Consider the following 18662-nt stretch of genomic DNA (forward strand, 5'->3'; position numbering starts at 1 on the left):
GCACGTCTTACCAGACTTTATTGACGTTAAGCAGGCACCTGTCTAGCTAAATTGCGGGTGTTGGTCCGAACAGGCTTAATCGGAACAGGCCGACCCAATTTTCGCAAAAGGCGGAAGTGAGACACAAGTGCCGATGTAAAGCTTCGATTTTCCAGATAAGGTAACCCAAATTCGTGAGCTGTGCTCTTGACAATACCGGCAATAGCCGGATAGTGAATATGGCAAATTCGGGGAAACAGGTGATGTTCGATCTGACGGTTTAAGCCACCACAAAAAAACGCAGCTACTGAACTGTCGGGCGCAAAATTAGCTGTTGTGTTCATTTGGTGAATAGCCCATGCCTCCTGAATGTCGCCCTGCTCATCGGGTGTTGGAAAAGCGGTACCTTCTACAGCATGCGCCAACTGAAAAACAAGGCCCAATACCAATCCTTCGGCTACGTGCATCAGAACAAAACCGACAACTAATTGCCACCACGTCAGGTCAAGTACCAGAAATGGCAGAACTAAAAAGAAAAAATAATAGATCGCTTTGGAAACAAACAACTTGACGTACTCGCTCCGTGGATGCGATGAGTTGTCGTGATGGCCAATCTTACTCTTAAAAAATTTTACATAGTCCTTGCGAAACACCCAGGATAGAGAAGCCAGAGAATACAGAGGAATGGTGTACCAGTGCTGATAACGATGCCAAGGGCGAAGTTTCTCGTCTGGGTCCAGGCGCACTAGTCCCGGAGCAATCTCAATGTCTTCGTCGTGACCGGGTATATTCGTATAGGTGTGGTGAACGATATTATGCGTAATCTTCCATACGTAAGGGTTCGCTCCCAGCAGATAAAAACTGTTGCCTGCCATACGATTGACCCAACTACGAGACGAAAAAGACCCATGCAAACCGTCATGTGAGACGTTAAAACCAATAAAAGCTGCGAACATTCCCAACACAATAGCCAGCCCCAACATTGTCCATAATCCAAATTGATTGGATAGAATCAGTCCATAAATAAAAGCGTAGCCGACTAAGAAAAAACTGGCCTTAGTCCACATGGCACCATTGGCATGGGGCGAAAGGGCTTCCTCGGTGAAATAAGTATCGACTCGTTTTCGAACGGTGGCAAAAAATTGTGATCGGTTTTTATCCTTAAATTTTAATGGAGTTGACATCAATAAGTTAGTTAAAAATTTGGCCGATTTGCTGTACCTCTCTCAACATAGGTAGAGCCAACAGGCCTCGTTCGGTAAGTGTGTATTCTACCCGTGGGGGGATTTCGGCGTATGCCTCTCGTTTCATAACGCCCAAAGCGACAAGTGCTTTTAACTCGCTAGCCAATACTTTTTCGCTAACATTGGGCAACTTATCACTAAGTTGACCGTAGCGGAGTGTTTGCTCGCCTAATATCAGAATGATATACAGTCGCCATTTGCCGGAAATAACTACCAGGGCATTACTGATTAAAAGTAGATCAGGTCCAAAAGCTAGCTCGATTCGGTTATTTTCTGTCATTGTGGTTAAAATTAACCGAACCGAATCAGGGTTGTAGCCCAAACCGAAGCAGTCGTGAAATGAATCTCATTCTCAACGATATAGTAGTTATTCTGATTTCGGCTAGCAGCCGTTTGTTGAGTAAAATGATGACTCATCTACAGGCAGTTTCGTCAAAGGAAGTGATCTCGATAAAGCTTAAAGATTCTTAATAGAGTTGAGATTTAATAAGTGATATGGCACAAAATTAGAATGAGAAAAGTAAAGAAGATACTTGTTTGACGAAAAACCAAATAAGCAGATAGGGGAAGTGAGAATTTAGTAAGCCTTCGTCAACTATAGCTGTAATGAAGTTACTAAATAAGGGGGGCGTGAGTGTAGAAAGTGAAATGTCACTATCTACCAGGTAACTTAATTACATGTAAGTAAGTTCCTTACAAATATAAGGAAAGGCGATTAGCTATACAGGACAAACCCCCATATGCACTGTATAATTGGCTAAAAGGTTCATTACCCTCATTCCGGAACAAAATGCTTGTTTCAAGCGAATAATCTCAGTGTGCCAATCCTGGTAACATATACAATCACTTGGCCCGGATAGCGATCACCGGGTCGAGACGGGAGGCTGAGAAGGCGGGAATGATGCCCGCCAATATGCCTATGACGCTCGAGACCCCCAGCCCCAGCGTGATGTTTGCTGCCGTTAGTTGAAGTTCCAGACTGCCTAAACTCATGAATGATAATAGATAAACGAGAAAAATACCCGCTAATCCACCAACCAGACTTAGCAATATAGCTTCGAACAGAAACTGAAATAGTATTACGTAATTTTTAGCTCCCAGCGATTTCTGAATCCCGATAATATTTGTTCGTTCTTTCACACTGACAAACATAATATTAGCAATACCGAAGCCGCCAATTAAAATAGAAAAGCCGCCAATAACCCAGCCCGCTAATGTGAGCACTATAAAAATACCGCTAATAGCCTGAGCAGCAGCTTCGGGGCGGTTGATGGCAAAATTGTCGTCCTGCAAAGGGCGTAATCCGCGTCGGGTACGCATAAGCCCCCGAATTTCGCTTTCCAGTTCGAGTAGCCCCTCATCGGTATCGTACCCCTTAATGGCAATGTCAATACTGGGATTAAGCGAGTGAAACATCTTGGAAAATGCTCCGTATGGAATCATGCATTTAATATCGGGGTTGCCGCCTACGTTAATAATGCTTTCTCCTTTTTTGTGTTGTACCCCAATGACCACGAAATTCAAGCTGTTAATTTTTAACGACTTGCCAACAGGTTCCTGGCCAGGAAACAGATTGTCCGCTACGTCAGAACCGATGATGGCTACGTTCCGGCCTACGTCCATTTCCTGTTGGGTAAAGTAACGTCCTTGATCTATGGGCACATCCGAAATGATGTTGTACTCGAACGTCGTTCCCTGAATAAGCGACGCCATGCTGTTATTGCCATTTTTGACGGTAACGCGTCCTTTGAAATCCATGGCCACAATGGCTTTTGCATTTTCAAGTTTAGTACTCAGAAATCTATATTCTTTGTAGGTTGGTTCAGGTCGCTGAAAATATTTCCACCATTGGTATTCACCACCCCCAAAAGACCAGGGCCATTTCTGAACATAAACTACCTTATCGCCAATGAACGATAGGCTGTCTCTAACGTTACGCTCCAGCGAATCCACCAGTGTAAAAACGGCGATAATGGCAAAAATACCAATCGTTACCCCCAGTAGCGACAGCATGGTGCGTAGCATGTTAGAACGTAGGGCTTCCCACGCGAACCGAAAACTTTCGTAAGTCTGACGAAGAAACTTCACCTGTTTTAAAGAAAGGGTAAATGACTGGGTTGGTGTACCGGCACTGCCGAAGCACAATTCATAAACATACTGCACAAACGCTTACCGGACAACCCATTTCGGATAAGTGTAACGTTCGGTCGGATAAGTGGCTGATTTGGGTATCATTCAGATAACACTATTTTTGTACCTTAACGGATTACAACCGCAAGAATAACACTCTATGAACAAATGTGTCGCTCCTTATTCTTTATTGCTACTCTTCGCCGTAGCGGTCGCTTCCTGCAAAACCCAATCGTCCTCCACGTCGGCCACCAAAACTAGTGTAAAGCAAAGTCAGGGTGTTTATCAATACCGTGACGAAGATCCAACGCGGGCGGGTGTTGCGGTTAAGCCTTTTTTCTCAGACCGGGTTGGCGTTGTTGGCCGAAATGGTATGGTAGCATCGGCTCATCCAGAAGCTTCGCAGGTTGGATTAGCTATTTTGAAAGCAGGTGGCAATGCCGTCGATGCAGCTGTGGCGGTACAATTTGCCCTGGCAGTCGTCTATCCGGGGGCGGGCAATATTGGCGGGGGTGGATTTATGGTGTATCGCGATAACGGTGGTAAAGCCTATACACTCGACTATCGTGAAAAAGCACCCGGCCAGGCTACACCAAATATGTATCTTGATTCATTGGGTAACATTCGTCCGGGGTTGAGTATCAGCGGGCATCTGGCCAGTGGTGTACCGGGTTCGGTCGATGGTATGGCCGAAGCCCACAAACGTTTTGGCAAACTGACATGGGCACAGGTGTTGCAACCCGCTATTGATTTGGCCGAAAAAGGGTTTGCCCTTACCGAACGTGATGCGCTTGGCCTGAATCGAATTAAAACCGACCTGACCACCATTAATCCCGGCAAAACGTACTTTTTCAAAAGTGCAGTGATAGCTGATACCACTACCTGGCAGAAAGGTGATTTACTAACGCAAGCTGATCTGGCCAAAACGCTGCAACGCATTCAGTTGCAGGGTCGGGCGGGTTTTTATGAAGGGGAAACCGCCCGATTACTAGCCGAAGAAATGGTGCGGGGTAAAGGTATGATCACCGAAGAAGACCTGAAAAATTACCATTCTGTTTGGCGAGATCCGCTTCAGGCCACCTACAAAAATTATAACGTCATTACAATGCCACCAACCTCCAGTGGGGGAGTAGCGCTGGTACAGATGATGCGTTTTACAGAACCTTATCCGTTGCGCCAGTGGGGTTGGAACCGCGATAGTACGGTACAGGTCATGGTTGAAGCCGAACGGCGTGTTTATGCTGACCGATCTAAGTTTTTAGGTGATCCCGATTTTGTAAAGGTGCCCGTAACACAACTCATCAACCCGCAATACCTGCGTACCCGCTGGACTGATTTCTCCTGGGCCAAAGCTACCGACAGCCGGGCCGTGAAAGGAGGGATGATTCCGGGTTATGAGAGTCTCGAAACAACCCACTTTTCGGTAGTGGATAAAGATGGAAACGCGGTGAGTATTACCACAACGCTCAATGGTGGTTTTGGTAGCCGGGTGGTAGTTGGCGGAGCCGGGTTTTTCATGAACAACGAAATGGATGATTTCAGCGTGAAACCGGGTGCTCCAAATATGTACGGCTTGATTGGTAATCAGGCCAACGCCATTGCTCCCAACAAACGGATGTTGTCGTCCATGACACCGACCATTCTGGAGAAAGACGGGAAATTGTTTATGGTGGTTGGTACACCGGGCGGCTCAACTATTATGACCTCCGTTTATCAAACCATCCTGAACGTAATTGAACATGGCATGACCATGCAACAGGCCGTTAATGCACTGAAGTTTCACCACCAGTGGCTCCCTGACAAGACAATTTTTGAAAATGGGGCGTTCTCCGAGGCCACTATCGAATCGTTGAAAAACAGGGGTTATATTCTGGAAAGACTCACAAATACCCTCGGCCGTATGGACTGCGTTCTAATTCGCCCGGATGGTTCTTACGAAGGCGCATCCGACCCACGGGCTGATAACACGGCGAGAGGATATTGAAAATGGGGCTGACCAGATTGTCTATCCAAAACAAGCAGGACTATTCGTACTCTAGCTCTATTAGGCAGACAACGGGAACGATTTATTATAAAAGGGAGAAAGGCTCTCCGAGCGCAACGTATGAATTGTAGACCTATACTTTTTCTTATCGCGGTGCTTTTGGGGTCCTCTCTGCCTGACCTGTATGCACAGATAGACCCGCTATTCACGAAGAAACCTGTTTTTCGGTCATTATCTGACCGGTGGGAACTCGACTCAGCTACCCGGAAGGGTACGTTTCTGGTTACACCTTACAAGCCTCTATATGTGACAGCCGGGCGGTGGTCGAATAGTCCCAACGGACAGCCCGTCAGCGAAAATCCCGCGTACAATTATCCGTTTTATATCAACTTGGGAAATTATGAAGCCCGCTTCCAGTTGAGCCTGAAAGTGAAAATGCTCCAGGGTATTTTTGGCGGACATGGCGATATATGGGTTGGCTATACCCAAAAGTCACATTGGCAAGTATACAACACTACTTTCTCCCGCCCCTTCCGGGAAACTAATTATGAGCCAGAAATAATTCTTAACTTCGCTACGAACTTTTCGGTGCTTGGTCTGAAAACCCGGATGCTGGGTATTGCCCTCAACCACCAATCCAACGGCCGGGCCATACCCCTCTCGCGAAGCTGGAATCGTATTATTTTACACGCGGGCTTTGAGCGGGGCAAGTGGGTGGTGTTGCTCCGACCGTGGTGGCGTCTCCCCGATACCGACGATGAGAACCCAGCTATTCTGGATTACATCGGTCGAGCCGACGCTACAGTAATCTACCGTACCGGACGAAATTTATTTTCGGTCGTCGGTAGCCATTCGCTTCGGGGCGGGGCTAAAAACAGGGGACAAGCTCAGTTCGACTGGACGTTTCCAGTGATGGGCAACCTACGGGGAGATCTTCAGATTCTGCACGGCTACGGCGAAACACTAATTGATTATAACCATAAACAAACGACGATTGGCTTGGCTGTTTCGCTTGTCGACTGGCTTTGACAAATCAATATGGCTATCAATCAACTAGTTACTGCTGCGACGAATCGATTCATGCCATAAAAACACGTTTATTTTTAGGCAATCGACTGAAGTAGGGCCTGCTTTGGCCGTAATTAGTTGGCCAACAACGTTAGCCATGCTTCCTTTATCTTGCGTTCAGCTAGTAGTTTTTTAGCTCGCAAGTGAAGTAAATCAGGTAAGTATTGACAGCCGTAGCGGGCTTCATCGATTAACTCATTCAGTGCACCCGATTCCCGGAAGTGCTTTATTTCGCTGGGCGTTGGGAGGACATCAAAACTGCCTAGTTTACCCAGATCATTACCCGATAAAATGGTGCTGTTTCTAATATCACCTGGTATCTGATCAACACCGATGCCGACTTGAGGACGGGCAACGTCAAACAGGGCGTCGCCGTGAGCCCGACAATACCAGTCGGCCCCCATACGGCCAATAAGGTCAAGTTGATGCGGATCAATTGCCCCCTTTGCATCGAAAATGTTGTCATGGAAATGACCCATAACTATCTCGCAGATAACCAAATGAGCTGACCCCGGAGATTCAGACACACCGGCGTCAGGATTGGTTGGAATGATTTGTTTTACCACGCACTCGAACGCTGCCGGTGATTCAGCTACCCTCGGTGGACGTATTCGATCAGACGGGACAGCTGTAAATCCGGCTTTTTCAAACTCATTGATGCCCCGATCAAAATCGGCACTGGCCAGCGACATCTGCTCGACCATAGCATAGTTTACAACGTTGATTACAACCTCACCAACTTCTTCCAAATTTAGTAATGTGTGTTTCTTATGGCCATGTCTATTAATGGTGGGCGCAAAAACCAGCGTTGGTGGATTGTATCCGAAGATGTTAAAAAAGCTGAATGGACTTAAATTAACGTTGCCATTAGCGTCTATGGTGCTGGCAAATGCAACAGGTCGCGGACCAATAGTGCCGATCATGAACCGGTAAAATTCATTGGGTTGGACGTCGCTTGGATTGACAGTTTTCATGAGTGGCTATTTCCTTATACTTCGTTTTGATCAACCCAACTCGGTACCTAAATAATGGGGGATCTACTCGCTAATATTGCTGTAAATTGAATCCATAATTCGGACAAACTGCTGATAATCATCATCGCTTAAGTCGCCCCATCCTTTGCGTCGCATAGCCGATACAACCGGTAAAACTTCGCTGTATTTTGCTTCCCCAACCTTGGTTAGATATACCAGAAACTTGCGCCGATCTGTGTCCGTCATGCGCCGTTCGGTTAGTCCTTTCTGGCTGAGCAAATCAATTATTCGCGTAACTGTTGGGGCATCTTTCGTTGTCATTTCCGAAATTGTATTCTGACTAATACCGGGATTGCGATAGAGATGGTCAATAATTACCCACTGATCTACGGTAAGATCGAACCCCGCATCAGTAAATTGCTTTTGGAGAGCATTGCGGATTTTTTTGATCGTTGTATCAATCTTAAAAAAATAAGCACGCGTATCGGATGGGTGCGTCATTGTTAAAATCAGAATTGGTTAAGAAGGAGCACCATAAATAGCTGACAAAATTAGCCAATCTAACTGACTAATAAGCCTCCTAGGTTCCTTCAATCGGTTGTACCAACGGATAGAACAATTTGTTGGAATTAACGACGAACAAGTACGCCTGATTCGTTTTCGATATGACTAGTAAAGCCCATCCCCTTTTTTTACTTTTGGGCGCGCAACGTTTGCCGCAACTGAAGACTACTACTTGTTTAACGTACCGGCGTTCCGGTGATAACTGAAATGCAACCTACCCTTTTGATTCTGGCCGCCGGTATGGGCAGCCGCTATGGTGGTGTCAAACAACTCGATCACTTTGGACCGAACGGCGAAACCATCATAGATTATTCACTTTTCGATGCCATTCGGGCCGGTTTCGGCAAGGTTGTGTTTATCATCCGGGAAGAACTTCGTCAGGATTTTGAGGAAGTTTTTGGTGAGAAATTAGCTGGTAAAATCGACGTAGATTATGCCATTCAGGCACTCGATTCTTATGTTCCGGCTGAGTTAGGGCTGGTAACTCGTACTAAACCCTGGGGAACTGGTCATGCAATGCTCTGTGCCAAAGATCACACGGACACACCCTTCGCCGTTATTAATGCTGACGATTTTTATGGGCTTGAAGCATTTCAGCTAATTAGTGATTTTTTGAAAACTGACACCGACGATCAACTCCATGCAATGGTTGGTTATGAAGTGAAGAATACCCTCTCCGAGAATGGTTCGGTGTCGAGGGGCGTTTGTGAGGTGGCCGAGAATGGTAATCTTACGTCAGTTATTGAGCGCACGAAAATTTATGAGCAGGAGAACGCGTCTGGCGAGAAGAAAATTGTGTTTGAAGAGGGCACCGATTTAACACCACTGGCACCTGATACCCCCGTTTCGATGAACTTCTGGGGTTTCAAACCGAGTGTATTTCCGTTGTTGCAGCACCAGTTCGAGAGTTACGCATTGGCTAACTTTAATTCGCCCAAAGCCGAATTTTATATTCCAACCGTTATGACCAACCTGATTCAGACTGACACGGGCCATTGTAAAGTATTTCGCAGCCACTCAGCTTGGTTTGGAGTAACCTACCCCGACGATAAACCGGTAGTACAGGCTTCCTTGAAACAGCTACACGAAGCGGGTGCTTATCCGGCTAAGTTATGGTAAATACTATTTGAAAAAGGGGCTTTCTTGAACAGGAAAGCCCCTTTTTTCAAATAGCGCATCAAGTTTATTTCTTCGTTACCCGAACCGCAATCCGGCGGTTTTCTGCCCGACCAGCTTCGGTGTCGTTGGTTGCCGCTGGATGTTCAGGTCCATACCCTTCAGCCGCAAGTCTCGACTTAGCGATGTCTAATTTCACCAACTCAGCCATGACAGCATCGGCCCTTTCCTGAGAGAGTTTCTTGTTGATATCGGCACTACCCGTATTGTCGGTATAACCACCAATTTTAATGTCAACACCGGGGAACGCCTTCAAAATCTCGGCAATGTTTTTTACTTCTTCTATTGAGTTAGGCTTTAACGTTGCCTTGCCTGTATCGAATAATAGCCGACCGAAGTTGAACCAGGTCGTTTTATCAACAGGGCGACTTTTGTCTTCAATAAACTTCACAAGATTGTTTTCGATGCCGTTTTCGGGAATGTTTAACTCATAGCCCGATGGCAGCTTACGTTTAAAGAACGCGCCTAACTTAGCGGTTGCGTCACTCACGGCACTGCCTGCCGAATCCATCGCTGCGCCCACTTTGCTACCTGCCGAATCAGCCGTTACACTCACGCCGGTAGCCATATTATCGACGGTTGCGCTAACGCTATCGGCTGTACCTCGAGCTGTTTCCTGACCATCGTTGCGGCACGAACGCATGAAGTAAAAGAGCGCAGCCACGCCCAATGCCAATAATAACCAGGGTAACCAACGATTACCCTTATCTGATGAATGAACGTCATTGACGGTGTTGACGGGTGCGAGTGTAGGGCGACTTGGAGCAACCGGCGGAACGTCGTTAGGTATAGGGGGCGTCGTAACACGCGTAATGGGTGGAACCGTAGCGGCAGGAGATGGTAAATCGCTTATGTTGCTACCTAGCCCACCAAATAGACTCAAACCTGGTATACTGCCTAATAACGAAGCAAAACCTGACGGCACAGCGGATTGACTATTGGCTTTTTGGCCGCTGAGTAGACCACCCAATCCTGATATACCTATTTCATCGTCAGCTAGTTTTTTGCCTAGAACACTGAATAAAATTGGTCCGGCAAGGCTCAAAAGCGATGAGGCTGATGATTGCTTCACCCCACTATAAGAGGCAAGAGCCGTGGCAATAGCCCCCGTTTTGTCACCAAATAAACTTTGACTGATGCTGGCTCCCATTGACAGTAGGCTGCTGGACTCGGTACTGTCAGCCAACAAACTAGTTAAGTGAGCTGGAATACCGCCAATTGGGGTAATTACCTCGCCTGCCGCTCGGTTTGGCGACATCACTTCGCCAATCAAATCCATTATAGAACTTGTACCGCCCGGCTCAGCCGACTTTTGCACCAAGCCACTAAAAATAGCGGGTAATGCGCCATCAAAGGCTTTCTGCGTATTTTGCTGATCTTCACCAAGCATCGTACTAACCTGACTAACGACATCGTCGCTTAGATAACTCTTTGCTAAATCCAACAGATTTTCTGCCATAGGAACGTGAACGTTTAACTGATTGGTTGAACGGGTTAAGGAAAGTCTCTAAAATCTCTTTACTGAAACATCGACTACATACAAATGTTCATGAAAAGAGTAATGGCAAGTAGTGTGTAGTTATCCTTAACGATTCGATTAACAGGCGATTATAGTCAATTACCAAGAGGGAGTTGTTGCCGTTTTATCTGCCTGTATTTCTCCCGAAGTAGACTGCGAATTAGAGGACAAGCGTGTTTTGGTCACGGGTGCGGAGATAGCTAAATAAAATAATTCCCGCTATTGTCGATCGATCGACAATAGCGGGAATATATAAACAGGCACTAGGGTTCTACTAAATATGCTTGGGCGTTTCTCTATAATGCTTGATCTGCTTCGTTAATATTGAGCGGCAATTCGAGTCAGATTAACCAACTGTGCTATTGGAACGTTTGACTCTCTTACTCAAGATACCTACTCAATAACCGGGTGTTTCTTGTGAAACTCGGTAGCATCCTGATACGATTTTGCTACAGCTAACAGTTTTCCTTCCTCAAATAACTGACCCATAAAAGTGATACTGGTGGGCAGGTTTTGTTTGGTGAATCCATTGGGGAGCACTACGCATGGATGGCCTGTAAGGTTCGTCAGTGTGAGATTGCCGCCTGCGTAGGATGGGGAAATATACACATCGATTTTAGTCGTTTTAAGTTTTTCGGCCATTTCGTTAATGAGTTTGGTACGGGCACGGTTGGCCTGTATGTACTCAACGGCTGGTACGAATCGCGCTGAACGAAAGGCATTCGGCCAGGCATTTTTTGTCTGCCGTACCATCTGGTCATCACGCCCTGAACGGGTTAACTCATCGAACGATGCAGCAGCCTCGACACTTAATAAGAACGAAATTCTGTTGGACGGAACACCCGTTGGTAAATCGAACGCCACCAGGTCGGCTCCCAATTTGCGAAGGGTTTGCAGGGTTAAGGAGTCGTTTGCCCGGTTAGGATAGTTACTTTCAAACGCTTTTCTTACATAGCCAATCCGCACTCCTTTTAAAGATAGCATCGGTGCGTACCGGAACGGAGCGGCCATAACGGTTGGATCGTTACCATCGGGGCCGTAAATAGCATTGAATACCAAGGCACAATCTTCAACCGACCGGGTAATGGGCCCAATTTTATCCATACTCCAGCTAAGCGCCATGGCCCCATGACGGCTCACCCGCCCGAAGGTTGGGCGTAAGCCGGTCGTACCGCAAACCGTTGACGGAGAGACGATTGATCCTAGCGTTTCGGTGCCAATGGCGAAGGGTAATAAACCCGCCGATACACTCGACGCCGACCCCGCCGATGACCCGCTAGAGCCAGTGGCTGGATTCCATGGATTGCGCGTCATACCGCCAAACCAGACGTCGCCCATAGCTAATGCACCCAACGTCATTTTAGCACACAGTACAGCCCCGGCTTCTTCGAGTTTTCGAATAACCGTAGCGTCCATATCAATCGTTTGGTCTTTATAAGGTACTGACCCCCAAGTAGTTTTGTAGCCTTTTTTTGCCAATAAATCTTTGGCACCATAGGGGATTCCATGCAACGGTCCCCGGTATTTTCCCGCTTTCAATTCAGCGTCGGCGCGTTTGGCCTGACTCAGCGCTAATTCGTCGGTCAGGGTGATAACGCAGTGTAATTTGGGGTCGTAGGTTTTCAGCCGATTTAAGAAAAACTGAGTTAATTCGACGGATGAAATCTGTTTTGTTCGGATTAGTTGGCCCAACTGCCCGACCGTGTAATAAGCTAGTTCGTCGCGATTTGTCGGCAGGGCTACCTTACTCAAAACCGACGCTTTAAACGACGATGGGCCGGTAGGCATAGTAAAACCTGCTGGAAGGGGGTTAAAATACAGTGCCGGAGCAATATCATTGGGTAAATCAATCTTGCGCAGGGCATCGTAATTGTTGCGGGCGTTATTAAGATTGTCGAGCATTGAATCCCGCTCGGCGGGGGTGAAATCCAACCCAAATACGCGTGCGGCTACCTCAACCATGTCGGAGGTCAGCGGTTTTTTTGGGTCGTCATTGGTGATAAATGCACCCAGTAGAAAGCTACTGGCGCAGGCGGCAAGAAGTGTAAAGCGTTGTTTCACTCTGTTTGGGCTAATTGATGAAGTAATAGCCCAAATTACAGCAGTATGGGCATTAATTGACCACTTGCTGTAAAAAAACCTCATGCAGTCGAATCACCTGTGGTAGTACCAAGCGGCTTTCGTCGTTTTCAATTACATAATCAGCGATTTGTAAACGCTCGTCGTCGCTGAGTTGACGCTCAATAATATTTAGAATTTCGGCTTCGGAGCGGTGGGGGTCGCGTTTGCGTATACGCTCAATACGCAGGGTTACTGGAGCGTGTACGACAATCACTTTATCGAGCGAATTGTCATCCCCAGCGGCTCGCATCAAGGCTGCTTCTTTAACCACGTAAGGTCTATCAGCATACTGATTTACCCAGGCAGTTGTGTCGCTGTTTACACGAGGATGAATAACGCTGTTGAGCTGTTGCAATAATACAGGATCAGCAAACACTTGTGAGGCAACCCAGGCCCGATTGTAGTGACCCAGCAAATCATAAGCATTGGGACCAAGAACCCGCCGGATGTCGGCCTTTAGGATTGGATCATGTTCGGTAAGCCATTTTGCTCGCTCATCGGCTTGATAGACGGGAATACCCAATGCCCGAAAAACCTCACAAACAACGCTTTTGCCCGAACCAATGCCGCCCGTTACGCCAATTTGAAGGGGAGCTTTCATATGTTTTTGCAAAATGGTGATTTAGTCTGGTATCCAACCGATACCAGACTAAATCACCATTTTGTTAGATCATTTTTGTGGTAAGGGCGATAGCAATTCTCCGACCTCAAAGCTGATTGCTACGCGCTCGGAACTGGTATGCAAAAGTGGATGGCGAAGTTGAGTTACCATAACTTCTTCATCGTAATTATCGGAAATACGTTTGCGCGGAATCTTTACCAATAGCGTATCCGGTAGACCTCGTACCAACCTAGCCGGACCATCTACCTCAATAGTGTGGGGCGTCATGTTTATCACGCTCGACACCATATATCGAGGGGCCAGATTGATATGTAGACTATCGGCAACTAACCGAATCGTTTTGGTCATACGCCGGTCGAAACTCATGGCGAGCGTGTCGGCAACGACGTAATTGATGTGCAGTTTTTTAACGTGTTCAGCCAAGGCTGCTGCCAGAGAAGACGTATTGATAGCTGTTGCCTGCAGAGGATCCTTGACAATGTAGTCTACCGGGTCAATTCGGAAGGGAAGCCACGAATGACGTAGCAGTCCCCATCCATCGCTCGACACATTGACCCGCACAGCGTGCGGCAGAGGTGAGGTAGCAATGAACAACGAATCGTCATAGACAAACCGGACAGGATACTCGACATTGAGCGTATAGCCTGGTTTATTAAGGGCATTGAGAAACCAGAACAGCGTGGCTGCTCCTATACAAAGCAAAGCTTTGGTGGGTTGAAACGAGCGGACGTTTTGGGTGGTGTTCACACACTATTGCTTCTCAGCTTCGACCGGTTTAATCGTTGCCTCACGAGAGATAGAGGTTTTCTCAAAGGTCATTTTAACGCCCCTGTCTACTTCGAGCGTAATCGTCGTTGCATCAACTGATGCAATCCTGCCATGCAACCCGCCAATCGTGACGACGCTATCTCCTTTTTTGAGATTATCTACAAAGCTCTTCTGGTCTTTCTGCTTTTTTTGCTGCGGACGAATCATGAAAAAGTAAAACACACCAATTATGGCTACCCAAAGCAGCACATTATAAATCATTGAGGTGTTGGCGCCCATTAGGCCCTGTAACAAAATTGACAACATACGTTGGTGGGTTATGAGGTTTTGGTAGAATCGGCCCTGGATTTTACCAGTGCTTTAAATTGCAGATCGGTCATGGCCGGTTCCGTGTTGGCAAAGATGGTAATGGTTTTGCTTTGTTCACCATTCTTGCCCCGACTATTAAAGCGTACCCGCACCGACGATTTCGCACCAGGAGCCACCGGCTCCCGTGGCCAGTCGGGTGTCGTGCAACCGCACGAAGCTGTAATATTATTGATAATTAACGGAAATTCTCCCGTGTTCGTAAAGGCAAAAATGTGTTCGACCGTATCACCTTCGGTGAGTGTGCCAAAGTCGTGAATACCTTTTTCGGCAAACGTAATTTTGGGCATTTTTGCCGAAGCTGTTTCTTTCGACGCTTGACTTTGCTGACGGTTATCGCAGCTAATCTGTCCAAAACTTATTCCGGCTAAAGCCACTAATAATAGGTAATTCTTACTGCACATTATTAAAGAAGTTTAAGGTCTGAGCCGGGCTACCGGGTAGTTCGCCGTTTTGTCAGTAAACTAACGCAAATGACAAACTTACGGTGGCCCAGCCCAAATTACTTAACTCAACTGTCAGGCGTTTTGCTGTTTGATCTGAGCCATTAGCCTATCCACATCTTCCAGCAATCGTTCAGCTTTTTCGCGGGCGTCATTAACTACACGCTGTCCCTCGTTTTTCGATGAATTTTCGGGTAGTTCCACCGATTTGCTTAAATCGGTTAGTAACTGATTAATTTGCTCTCTGTATTTCGACAATCGGAACGACAGTCGATCACGGGTAATTTTGCCCTTGTCGGGCGCATACAGCAATCCCAAAAGGGACCCGGCAGCAATACCAGTCAGCAAAAAGGTTAAATCACGGCCAATTCTGCTCATTTGAAAAAACAGTTTGTGGTTTGTATCGTGTCGTTAAGAGTTTACAGTATTCATACATCGATTAGTTGTCCGATGCCTAAAAATGCTACTCCGTACCGGCGGCCCGGTACAGACTACGAACTCATTTATTTATTGTCTAGTAACCCACGGCCACTTTTACGCAGACGGCCCGATGATTGTAACTTCTCGGAAAGGTTATCTAAAATTCCGTTGACAAATTTACCGCTTTTAGGCGTACTGTATGCCTTTGCCAGCTCGATATATTCATTAATCGTTACTTTGACCGGAATGTTTGGGAAATTGAGCAATTCGCAAACGGCTAATTTGAGAATAATTTTGTCAATCATGGCTACCCGTTCAACATCCCAGTTTTGAAGTTGGTCAGCCAGCAGTTGCTCATAATCCGCGTCGTTTTCAATTGATTTCTCAAACAAGGTGTTCAGAAATAATTCATCTTCTTCCCAATCGTCGGTGAGTGGTTCGAGTTGCAAACCCGTTGGGCTTTGAGCAGATTTTAGCGTTTTGATAGATAATCCCCGCACCACATCGCTGTTCTCGGTCCAACTCAAGTCAATCTCAGCCAAGTGATCGCGAATAATTTCATGCTTAAATATCAGACTTCGTAGCACGTATTGTGCCAATGCCTGATCTTCATCTATAGTATGCGTCCGTTGGTCACAGTAGGCCCGATAAGTCTCATCAGTTTTCAGCGCTTCGTGCAACGCCTTACGAACAAACCCCAGATCATCAGTCCACGAAATTCCATGCCGGACGGCTTCATTGATGAGCGGCTGGTGTTCAGCCAGCGCCTTCACAACGGTGTTGTCGTTCAGGTTCGATTCGAACGGAAATGGTGTCTCGTCAACGTTGCGATATTGGCGCTCACTATCAATGCGAGCCGCGTGGCCGAGCTCAATAAGCAGTAGTAAAACGCGCAGATAATCGTCGTAGATGCCGTTTACCTGCTTCAGCATCATCTGTGCCAGGTGCTGCCGATCTTTTCTAGTACGAATTTGGTAGAATACAAAACCGTCGTTAGCCGCTTTGAGCACGTTTCTGGGTGCATCGTCGTCCTGAGCCGTTTTGTCTGTCTTGATAGCCTCCTCAAACAGTAGACCAGCGAGCTTTCGATAGCCTTCGAGTTGCCGCTTATTCTGCGGCAGCATCGAGTTTAGGTCGGGTTGAAATAAATCATTGATGCCATCTATGGCTAATTGTTGATTGGAGAATTCGGCCTGTCGAAGGGCGTATAACGCCTGCATGACCTTTATTCGGAGTAGTCGCCTGTTGAGCATCCCGCCTAAGTCTAATAGCTACCAGTAAGAAAAGAACTTCTTAAATCGGGTGCAAAATTACGATTTATTCCGTCGATAATCAACAGTAAACCAGTTATCAGTGAGCAGTGAACAATAATCAGTAACTAATACGGGAAAGAAAAACTTGACTATGTGTTCACTACTTAGTGGCTTGCAACTTTTCGCTGTTTTGGTCGGTTACGAACAAAACGCTGTTTGGCCGTACTGTGAAAGCACTTTCTTATCTTAATAAATACCTTCTCAAATACAAGTGGTATCTGATTCTGGGAACGGTTTTTACCGCTATCTCAAACCTGTTTGGCATTTTTCCGGCGCAGTTGGTTCGTTATGCACTCGATTTAGTGCGTGAGACACTGGACATATATTATCTCTACGACAAATCTCCTCTACAATCGTCTTTGTACGACGTATTTGCGTTCAGCATTTTACTGTTTGGCGTGTTAACGCTCGTACTGGCGTTGCTGAAGGGATTCTTTCTGTTTTTGGTTCGTCAGACATTAATTGTGATGTCGCGACACGTTGAATACGATCTGAAAAATGAGATTTATAATCATTACCAAACCTTGCCGCTTAGCTTCTATCGCCAGCACAACACCGGCGATTTGATGGCTCGTATTTCGGAAGATGTGAGTAAGGTTCGCATGTACGTCGGGCCGAGTATCATGTATGGGTTGAATCTGATTATCTTGTTTATTCTGGTCATTACATACATGGTGAGCATTAATGCCCGACTTTCCTTGTACGTATTATTGCCATTGCCGATTCTGTCGGTGGCAATTTATATCGTCAATAACATTATTATTCGTCGGTCAGAGGAAATTCAGCGGTCTTTATCGCGGCTTTCGACCTATGTGCAGGAAGCTTTTTCGGGAATTCGTGTGCTGAAGGCGTTTGTACAGGAGACTAATTCAGCTGCAAAATTTGAAGTTGAAAGTGATGAATACCGCAGTAAATCACTGAGTTTAACTCGGGTCGATTCGCTGTTTTTTCCTATTGTCGCCATTCTGGTGGGCCTGAGTAACGTATTGGTGATTTTTGTTGGTGGACAGGAAATCATAGCCGGACGACTGACGCCGGGGAACATTACCGAGTTTATTCTATACGTAAATATGCTTACATGGCCCGTTATGGCGCTCGGCTGGACAACTAGCCAAACGCAACGGGCGGCTGCCTCGCAACAGCGCATTAATGAGTTCCTGAATATTAAAACCGATATCGTATCGCAGAAAAATATTCGTCACACGATAAACGGTGAAGTAGAGTTTAAAAACGTCCGATTCGTTTATCCCGATTCGGGTATTGTCGCCATTAAGAACTTCTCGATGCACATTCGGGCGGGTGAAACCGTTGCGATACTGGGAACGACTGGTTCGGGAAAAAGTACACTGGCTAACCTGCTAACTCGGATGTATGACGTAACATCGGGCGAGATTCGCGTAGACGGTATCCCGCTTAAAGATTACAACCTGACCTCCTTGCGGGAACAAATGGGCTACGTGCCTCAGGACGTATTCCTGTTTTCTGAAACGATCAGTAATAATGTCCGCTTTGGCAAACCCGACCTGCCTCAGGAACGCGTAGATCAGGCTATTCGGGATGCCGACTTATATCAGAACGTTTTAGACTTCCCGGAACAATTTGAAACGCGCGTTGGCGAACGGGGTGTTACCTTGTCGGGTGGGCAGAAGCAGCGCCTTAGTATTGCCCGCGCTATTGCCCGCGACCCAAAGATTCTAATTCTGGATGACTGTCTGTCGGCGGTAGATACGAATACGGAAAACATCATTCTGAACAACCTTCAGCGCATCATGGCCGACCGCACATCGGTGGTGATTTCGCACCGGGTTTCCTCCGCGAAATTGGCCGATTACATCATCATGGTTGACGAGGGCGAGATTATCGAAGAAGGTACCCAGCAGGAATTACTAGCCAAAAGCGGAGCCTATCGGGAACTGTATGAAAAACAGTTGCAGACAGAAGAAGCCTGATAGAGAGTGTAAATTAGAATAA

18 protein-coding genes are annotated in these 18662 nt (G+C 46.6%); 4 read left to right on the top strand and 14 right to left on the bottom strand.

Annotation, left to right across the window (positions count from 1 at the left end; all coding sequences use genetic code 11):
- Positions 1 to 26 precede the first annotated feature (26 nt).
- From ACFS25_RS03765 to ACFS25_RS03780, 4 genes are all read right to left on the bottom strand, one after another.
- A complete protein-coding gene (locus ACFS25_RS03765) occupies positions 27 to 1163 on the bottom strand; it encodes a fatty acid desaturase family protein (protein WP_381497067.1) in 1137 nt (378 codons plus the stop codon).
- A gap of 7 nt (positions 1164 to 1170) precedes the next feature.
- A complete protein-coding gene (locus tag ACFS25_RS03770; RefSeq protein WP_381497068.1) occupies positions 1171 to 1503 on the bottom strand; it encodes a winged helix-turn-helix transcriptional regulator in 333 nt (110 codons plus the stop codon).
- Positions 1504 to 1514: 11 nt separating this feature from the next.
- Complete coding sequence (locus ACFS25_RS03775; RefSeq protein ID WP_381497069.1) at positions 1515 to 1640, bottom strand: hypothetical protein; 126 nt, start codon at positions 1638 to 1640, stop codon at positions 1515 to 1517.
- Between the two features lie 426 nt (positions 1641 to 2066).
- Complete coding sequence (locus tag ACFS25_RS03780) at positions 2067 to 3311, bottom strand: ABC transporter permease (protein ID WP_381497413.1); 1245 nt, start codon at positions 3309 to 3311, stop codon at positions 2067 to 2069.
- Between the two features lie 202 nt (positions 3312 to 3513).
- Between ACFS25_RS03780 and ggt the strand changes: the two genes are divergently transcribed.
- Both ggt and ACFS25_RS03790 read left to right on the top strand, forming a co-directional pair.
- Positions 3514 to 5337, top strand: coding sequence for a gamma-glutamyltransferase (ggt, locus tag ACFS25_RS03785; RefSeq protein WP_381497070.1), 1824 nt, complete (start codon positions 3514 to 3516; stop codon positions 5335 to 5337).
- A gap of 120 nt (positions 5338 to 5457) precedes the next feature.
- Positions 5458 to 6366, top strand: coding sequence for a phospholipase A (locus tag ACFS25_RS03790; protein ID WP_381497071.1), 909 nt, complete (start codon positions 5458 to 5460; stop codon positions 6364 to 6366).
- Between the two features lie 113 nt (positions 6367 to 6479).
- Here ACFS25_RS03790 and ACFS25_RS03795 read toward each other — a convergent pair whose 3' ends face one another.
- Together ACFS25_RS03795 and ACFS25_RS03800 are read right to left on the bottom strand one after the other, a co-directional pair.
- Positions 6480 to 7379, bottom strand: a complete 900-nt coding sequence (locus ACFS25_RS03795; RefSeq protein WP_381497072.1) for a flavin reductase family protein — start codon at positions 7377 to 7379, stop codon at positions 6480 to 6482.
- Positions 7380 to 7442: 63 nt separating this feature from the next.
- On the bottom strand, positions 7443 to 7880 hold the full coding sequence (locus tag ACFS25_RS03800) for a MarR family winged helix-turn-helix transcriptional regulator (RefSeq protein ID WP_381497073.1): 438 nt from the start codon (positions 7878 to 7880) through the stop codon (positions 7443 to 7445).
- A 270-nt stretch (positions 7881 to 8150) separates the two neighbouring features.
- On the opposite strand from ACFS25_RS03800, the gene ACFS25_RS03805 reads away from it, so the two are divergent.
- Positions 8151 to 9062 carry a nucleotidyltransferase family protein gene (locus ACFS25_RS03805; RefSeq protein ID WP_381497074.1) on the top strand — a complete coding sequence of 304 codons (912 nt, stop codon included), beginning with the start codon at positions 8151 to 8153 and terminating at the stop codon, positions 9060 to 9062.
- Positions 9063 to 9126: 64 nt separating this feature from the next.
- On the opposite strand, the gene ACFS25_RS03810 is transcribed toward ACFS25_RS03805, so the two are convergent.
- The 8 genes from ACFS25_RS03810 to nusB all read right to left on the bottom strand — a co-directional run bounded on the left by ACFS25_RS03810 (position 9127) and on the right by nusB (position 16598).
- Complete coding sequence (locus tag ACFS25_RS03810; protein WP_381497075.1) at positions 9127 to 10578, bottom strand: DUF937 domain-containing protein; 1452 nt, start codon at positions 10576 to 10578, stop codon at positions 9127 to 9129.
- A 453-nt stretch (positions 10579 to 11031) separates the two neighbouring features.
- Positions 11032 to 12699, bottom strand: coding sequence for an amidase (locus tag ACFS25_RS03815; RefSeq protein ID WP_381497076.1), 1668 nt, complete (start codon positions 12697 to 12699; stop codon positions 11032 to 11034).
- A gap of 52 nt (positions 12700 to 12751) precedes the next feature.
- Positions 12752 to 13360, bottom strand: a complete 609-nt coding sequence (gene coaE / locus ACFS25_RS03820) for a dephospho-CoA kinase (protein ID WP_381497077.1) — start codon at positions 13358 to 13360, stop codon at positions 12752 to 12754.
- A gap of 69 nt (positions 13361 to 13429) precedes the next feature.
- Entirely contained in the window at positions 13430 to 14128 is a 699-nt protein-coding gene (locus tag ACFS25_RS03825; protein ID WP_381497078.1) for a YbbR-like domain-containing protein, read from the bottom strand.
- Between the two features lie 3 nt (positions 14129 to 14131).
- A complete protein-coding gene (gene yajC / locus ACFS25_RS03830; protein ID WP_381497079.1) occupies positions 14132 to 14455 on the bottom strand; it encodes a preprotein translocase subunit YajC in 324 nt (107 codons plus the stop codon).
- An 11-nt stretch (positions 14456 to 14466) separates the two neighbouring features.
- Positions 14467 to 14919, bottom strand: coding sequence for a DUF1573 domain-containing protein (locus ACFS25_RS03835; protein ID WP_381497080.1), 453 nt, complete (start codon positions 14917 to 14919; stop codon positions 14467 to 14469).
- Positions 14920 to 15033: 114 nt separating this feature from the next.
- On the bottom strand, positions 15034 to 15336 hold the full coding sequence (locus ACFS25_RS03840; protein ID WP_381497081.1) for a YtxH domain-containing protein: 303 nt from the start codon (positions 15334 to 15336) through the stop codon (positions 15034 to 15036).
- 125 nt (positions 15337 to 15461) lie between these two features.
- On the bottom strand, positions 15462 to 16598 hold the full coding sequence (gene nusB, locus ACFS25_RS03845; protein WP_381497082.1) for a transcription antitermination factor NusB: 1137 nt from the start codon (positions 16596 to 16598) through the stop codon (positions 15462 to 15464).
- Positions 16599 to 16858: 260 nt separating this feature from the next.
- Between nusB and ACFS25_RS03850 the strand changes: the two genes are divergently transcribed.
- A complete protein-coding gene (locus ACFS25_RS03850) occupies positions 16859 to 18640 on the top strand; it encodes an ABC transporter ATP-binding protein (protein ID WP_381497414.1) in 1782 nt (593 codons plus the stop codon).
- Positions 18641 to 18662: the final 22 nt, after the last annotated feature.

Origin of the sequence: Spirosoma flavum, from assembly GCF_042686045.1 — a bacterium.
In the GTDB taxonomy this organism is placed as follows: Bacteria; Bacteroidota; Bacteroidia; order Cytophagales; family Spirosomataceae; genus Spirosoma; species Spirosoma flavum.

Excerpts from the sequence above, each read along its gene's own strand:
- ACFS25_RS03765 (WP_381497067.1), bottom strand. The coding sequence starts at position 1,163 with ATGTCAACTCCATTAAAATTTAAGGATAAAAACCGATCACAATTTTTT.
- ACFS25_RS03770 (WP_381497068.1), bottom strand. The coding sequence starts at position 1,503 with ATGACAGAAAATAACCGAATCGAGCTAGCTTTTGGACCTGATCTACTT.
- ACFS25_RS03775 (WP_381497069.1), bottom strand. The coding sequence starts at position 1,640 with ATGAGTCATCATTTTACTCAACAAACGGCTGCTAGCCGAAATCAGAAT.
- ggt (WP_381497070.1), top strand. The coding sequence starts at position 3,514 with ATGAACAAATGTGTCGCTCCTTATTCTTTATTGCTACTCTTCGCCGTA.
- ACFS25_RS03790 (WP_381497071.1), top strand. The coding sequence starts at position 5,458 with ATGAATTGTAGACCTATACTTTTTCTTATCGCGGTGCTTTTGGGGTCC.
- ACFS25_RS03795 (WP_381497072.1), bottom strand. The coding sequence starts at position 7,379 with ATGAAAACTGTCAATCCAAGCGACGTCCAACCCAATGAATTTTACCGG.
- ACFS25_RS03800 (WP_381497073.1), bottom strand. The coding sequence starts at position 7,880 with ATGACGCACCCATCCGATACGCGTGCTTATTTTTTTAAGATTGATACA.
- ACFS25_RS03805 (WP_381497074.1), top strand. The coding sequence starts at position 8,151 with ATGCAACCTACCCTTTTGATTCTGGCCGCCGGTATGGGCAGCCGCTAT.
- ACFS25_RS03810 (WP_381497075.1), bottom strand. The coding sequence starts at position 10,578 with ATGGCAGAAAATCTGTTGGATTTAGCAAAGAGTTATCTAAGCGACGAT.
- coaE (WP_381497077.1), bottom strand. The coding sequence starts at position 13,360 with ATGAAAGCTCCCCTTCAAATTGGCGTAACGGGCGGCATTGGTTCGGGC.
- yajC (WP_381497079.1), bottom strand. The coding sequence starts at position 14,455 with ATGTTGTCAATTTTGTTACAGGGCCTAATGGGCGCCAACACCTCAATG.
- ACFS25_RS03835 (WP_381497080.1), bottom strand. The coding sequence starts at position 14,919 with ATGTGCAGTAAGAATTACCTATTATTAGTGGCTTTAGCCGGAATAAGT.
- ACFS25_RS03840 (WP_381497081.1), bottom strand. The coding sequence starts at position 15,336 with ATGAGCAGAATTGGCCGTGATTTAACCTTTTTGCTGACTGGTATTGCT.
- nusB (WP_381497082.1), bottom strand. The coding sequence starts at position 16,598 with ATGCAGGCGTTATACGCCCTTCGACAGGCCGAATTCTCCAATCAACAA.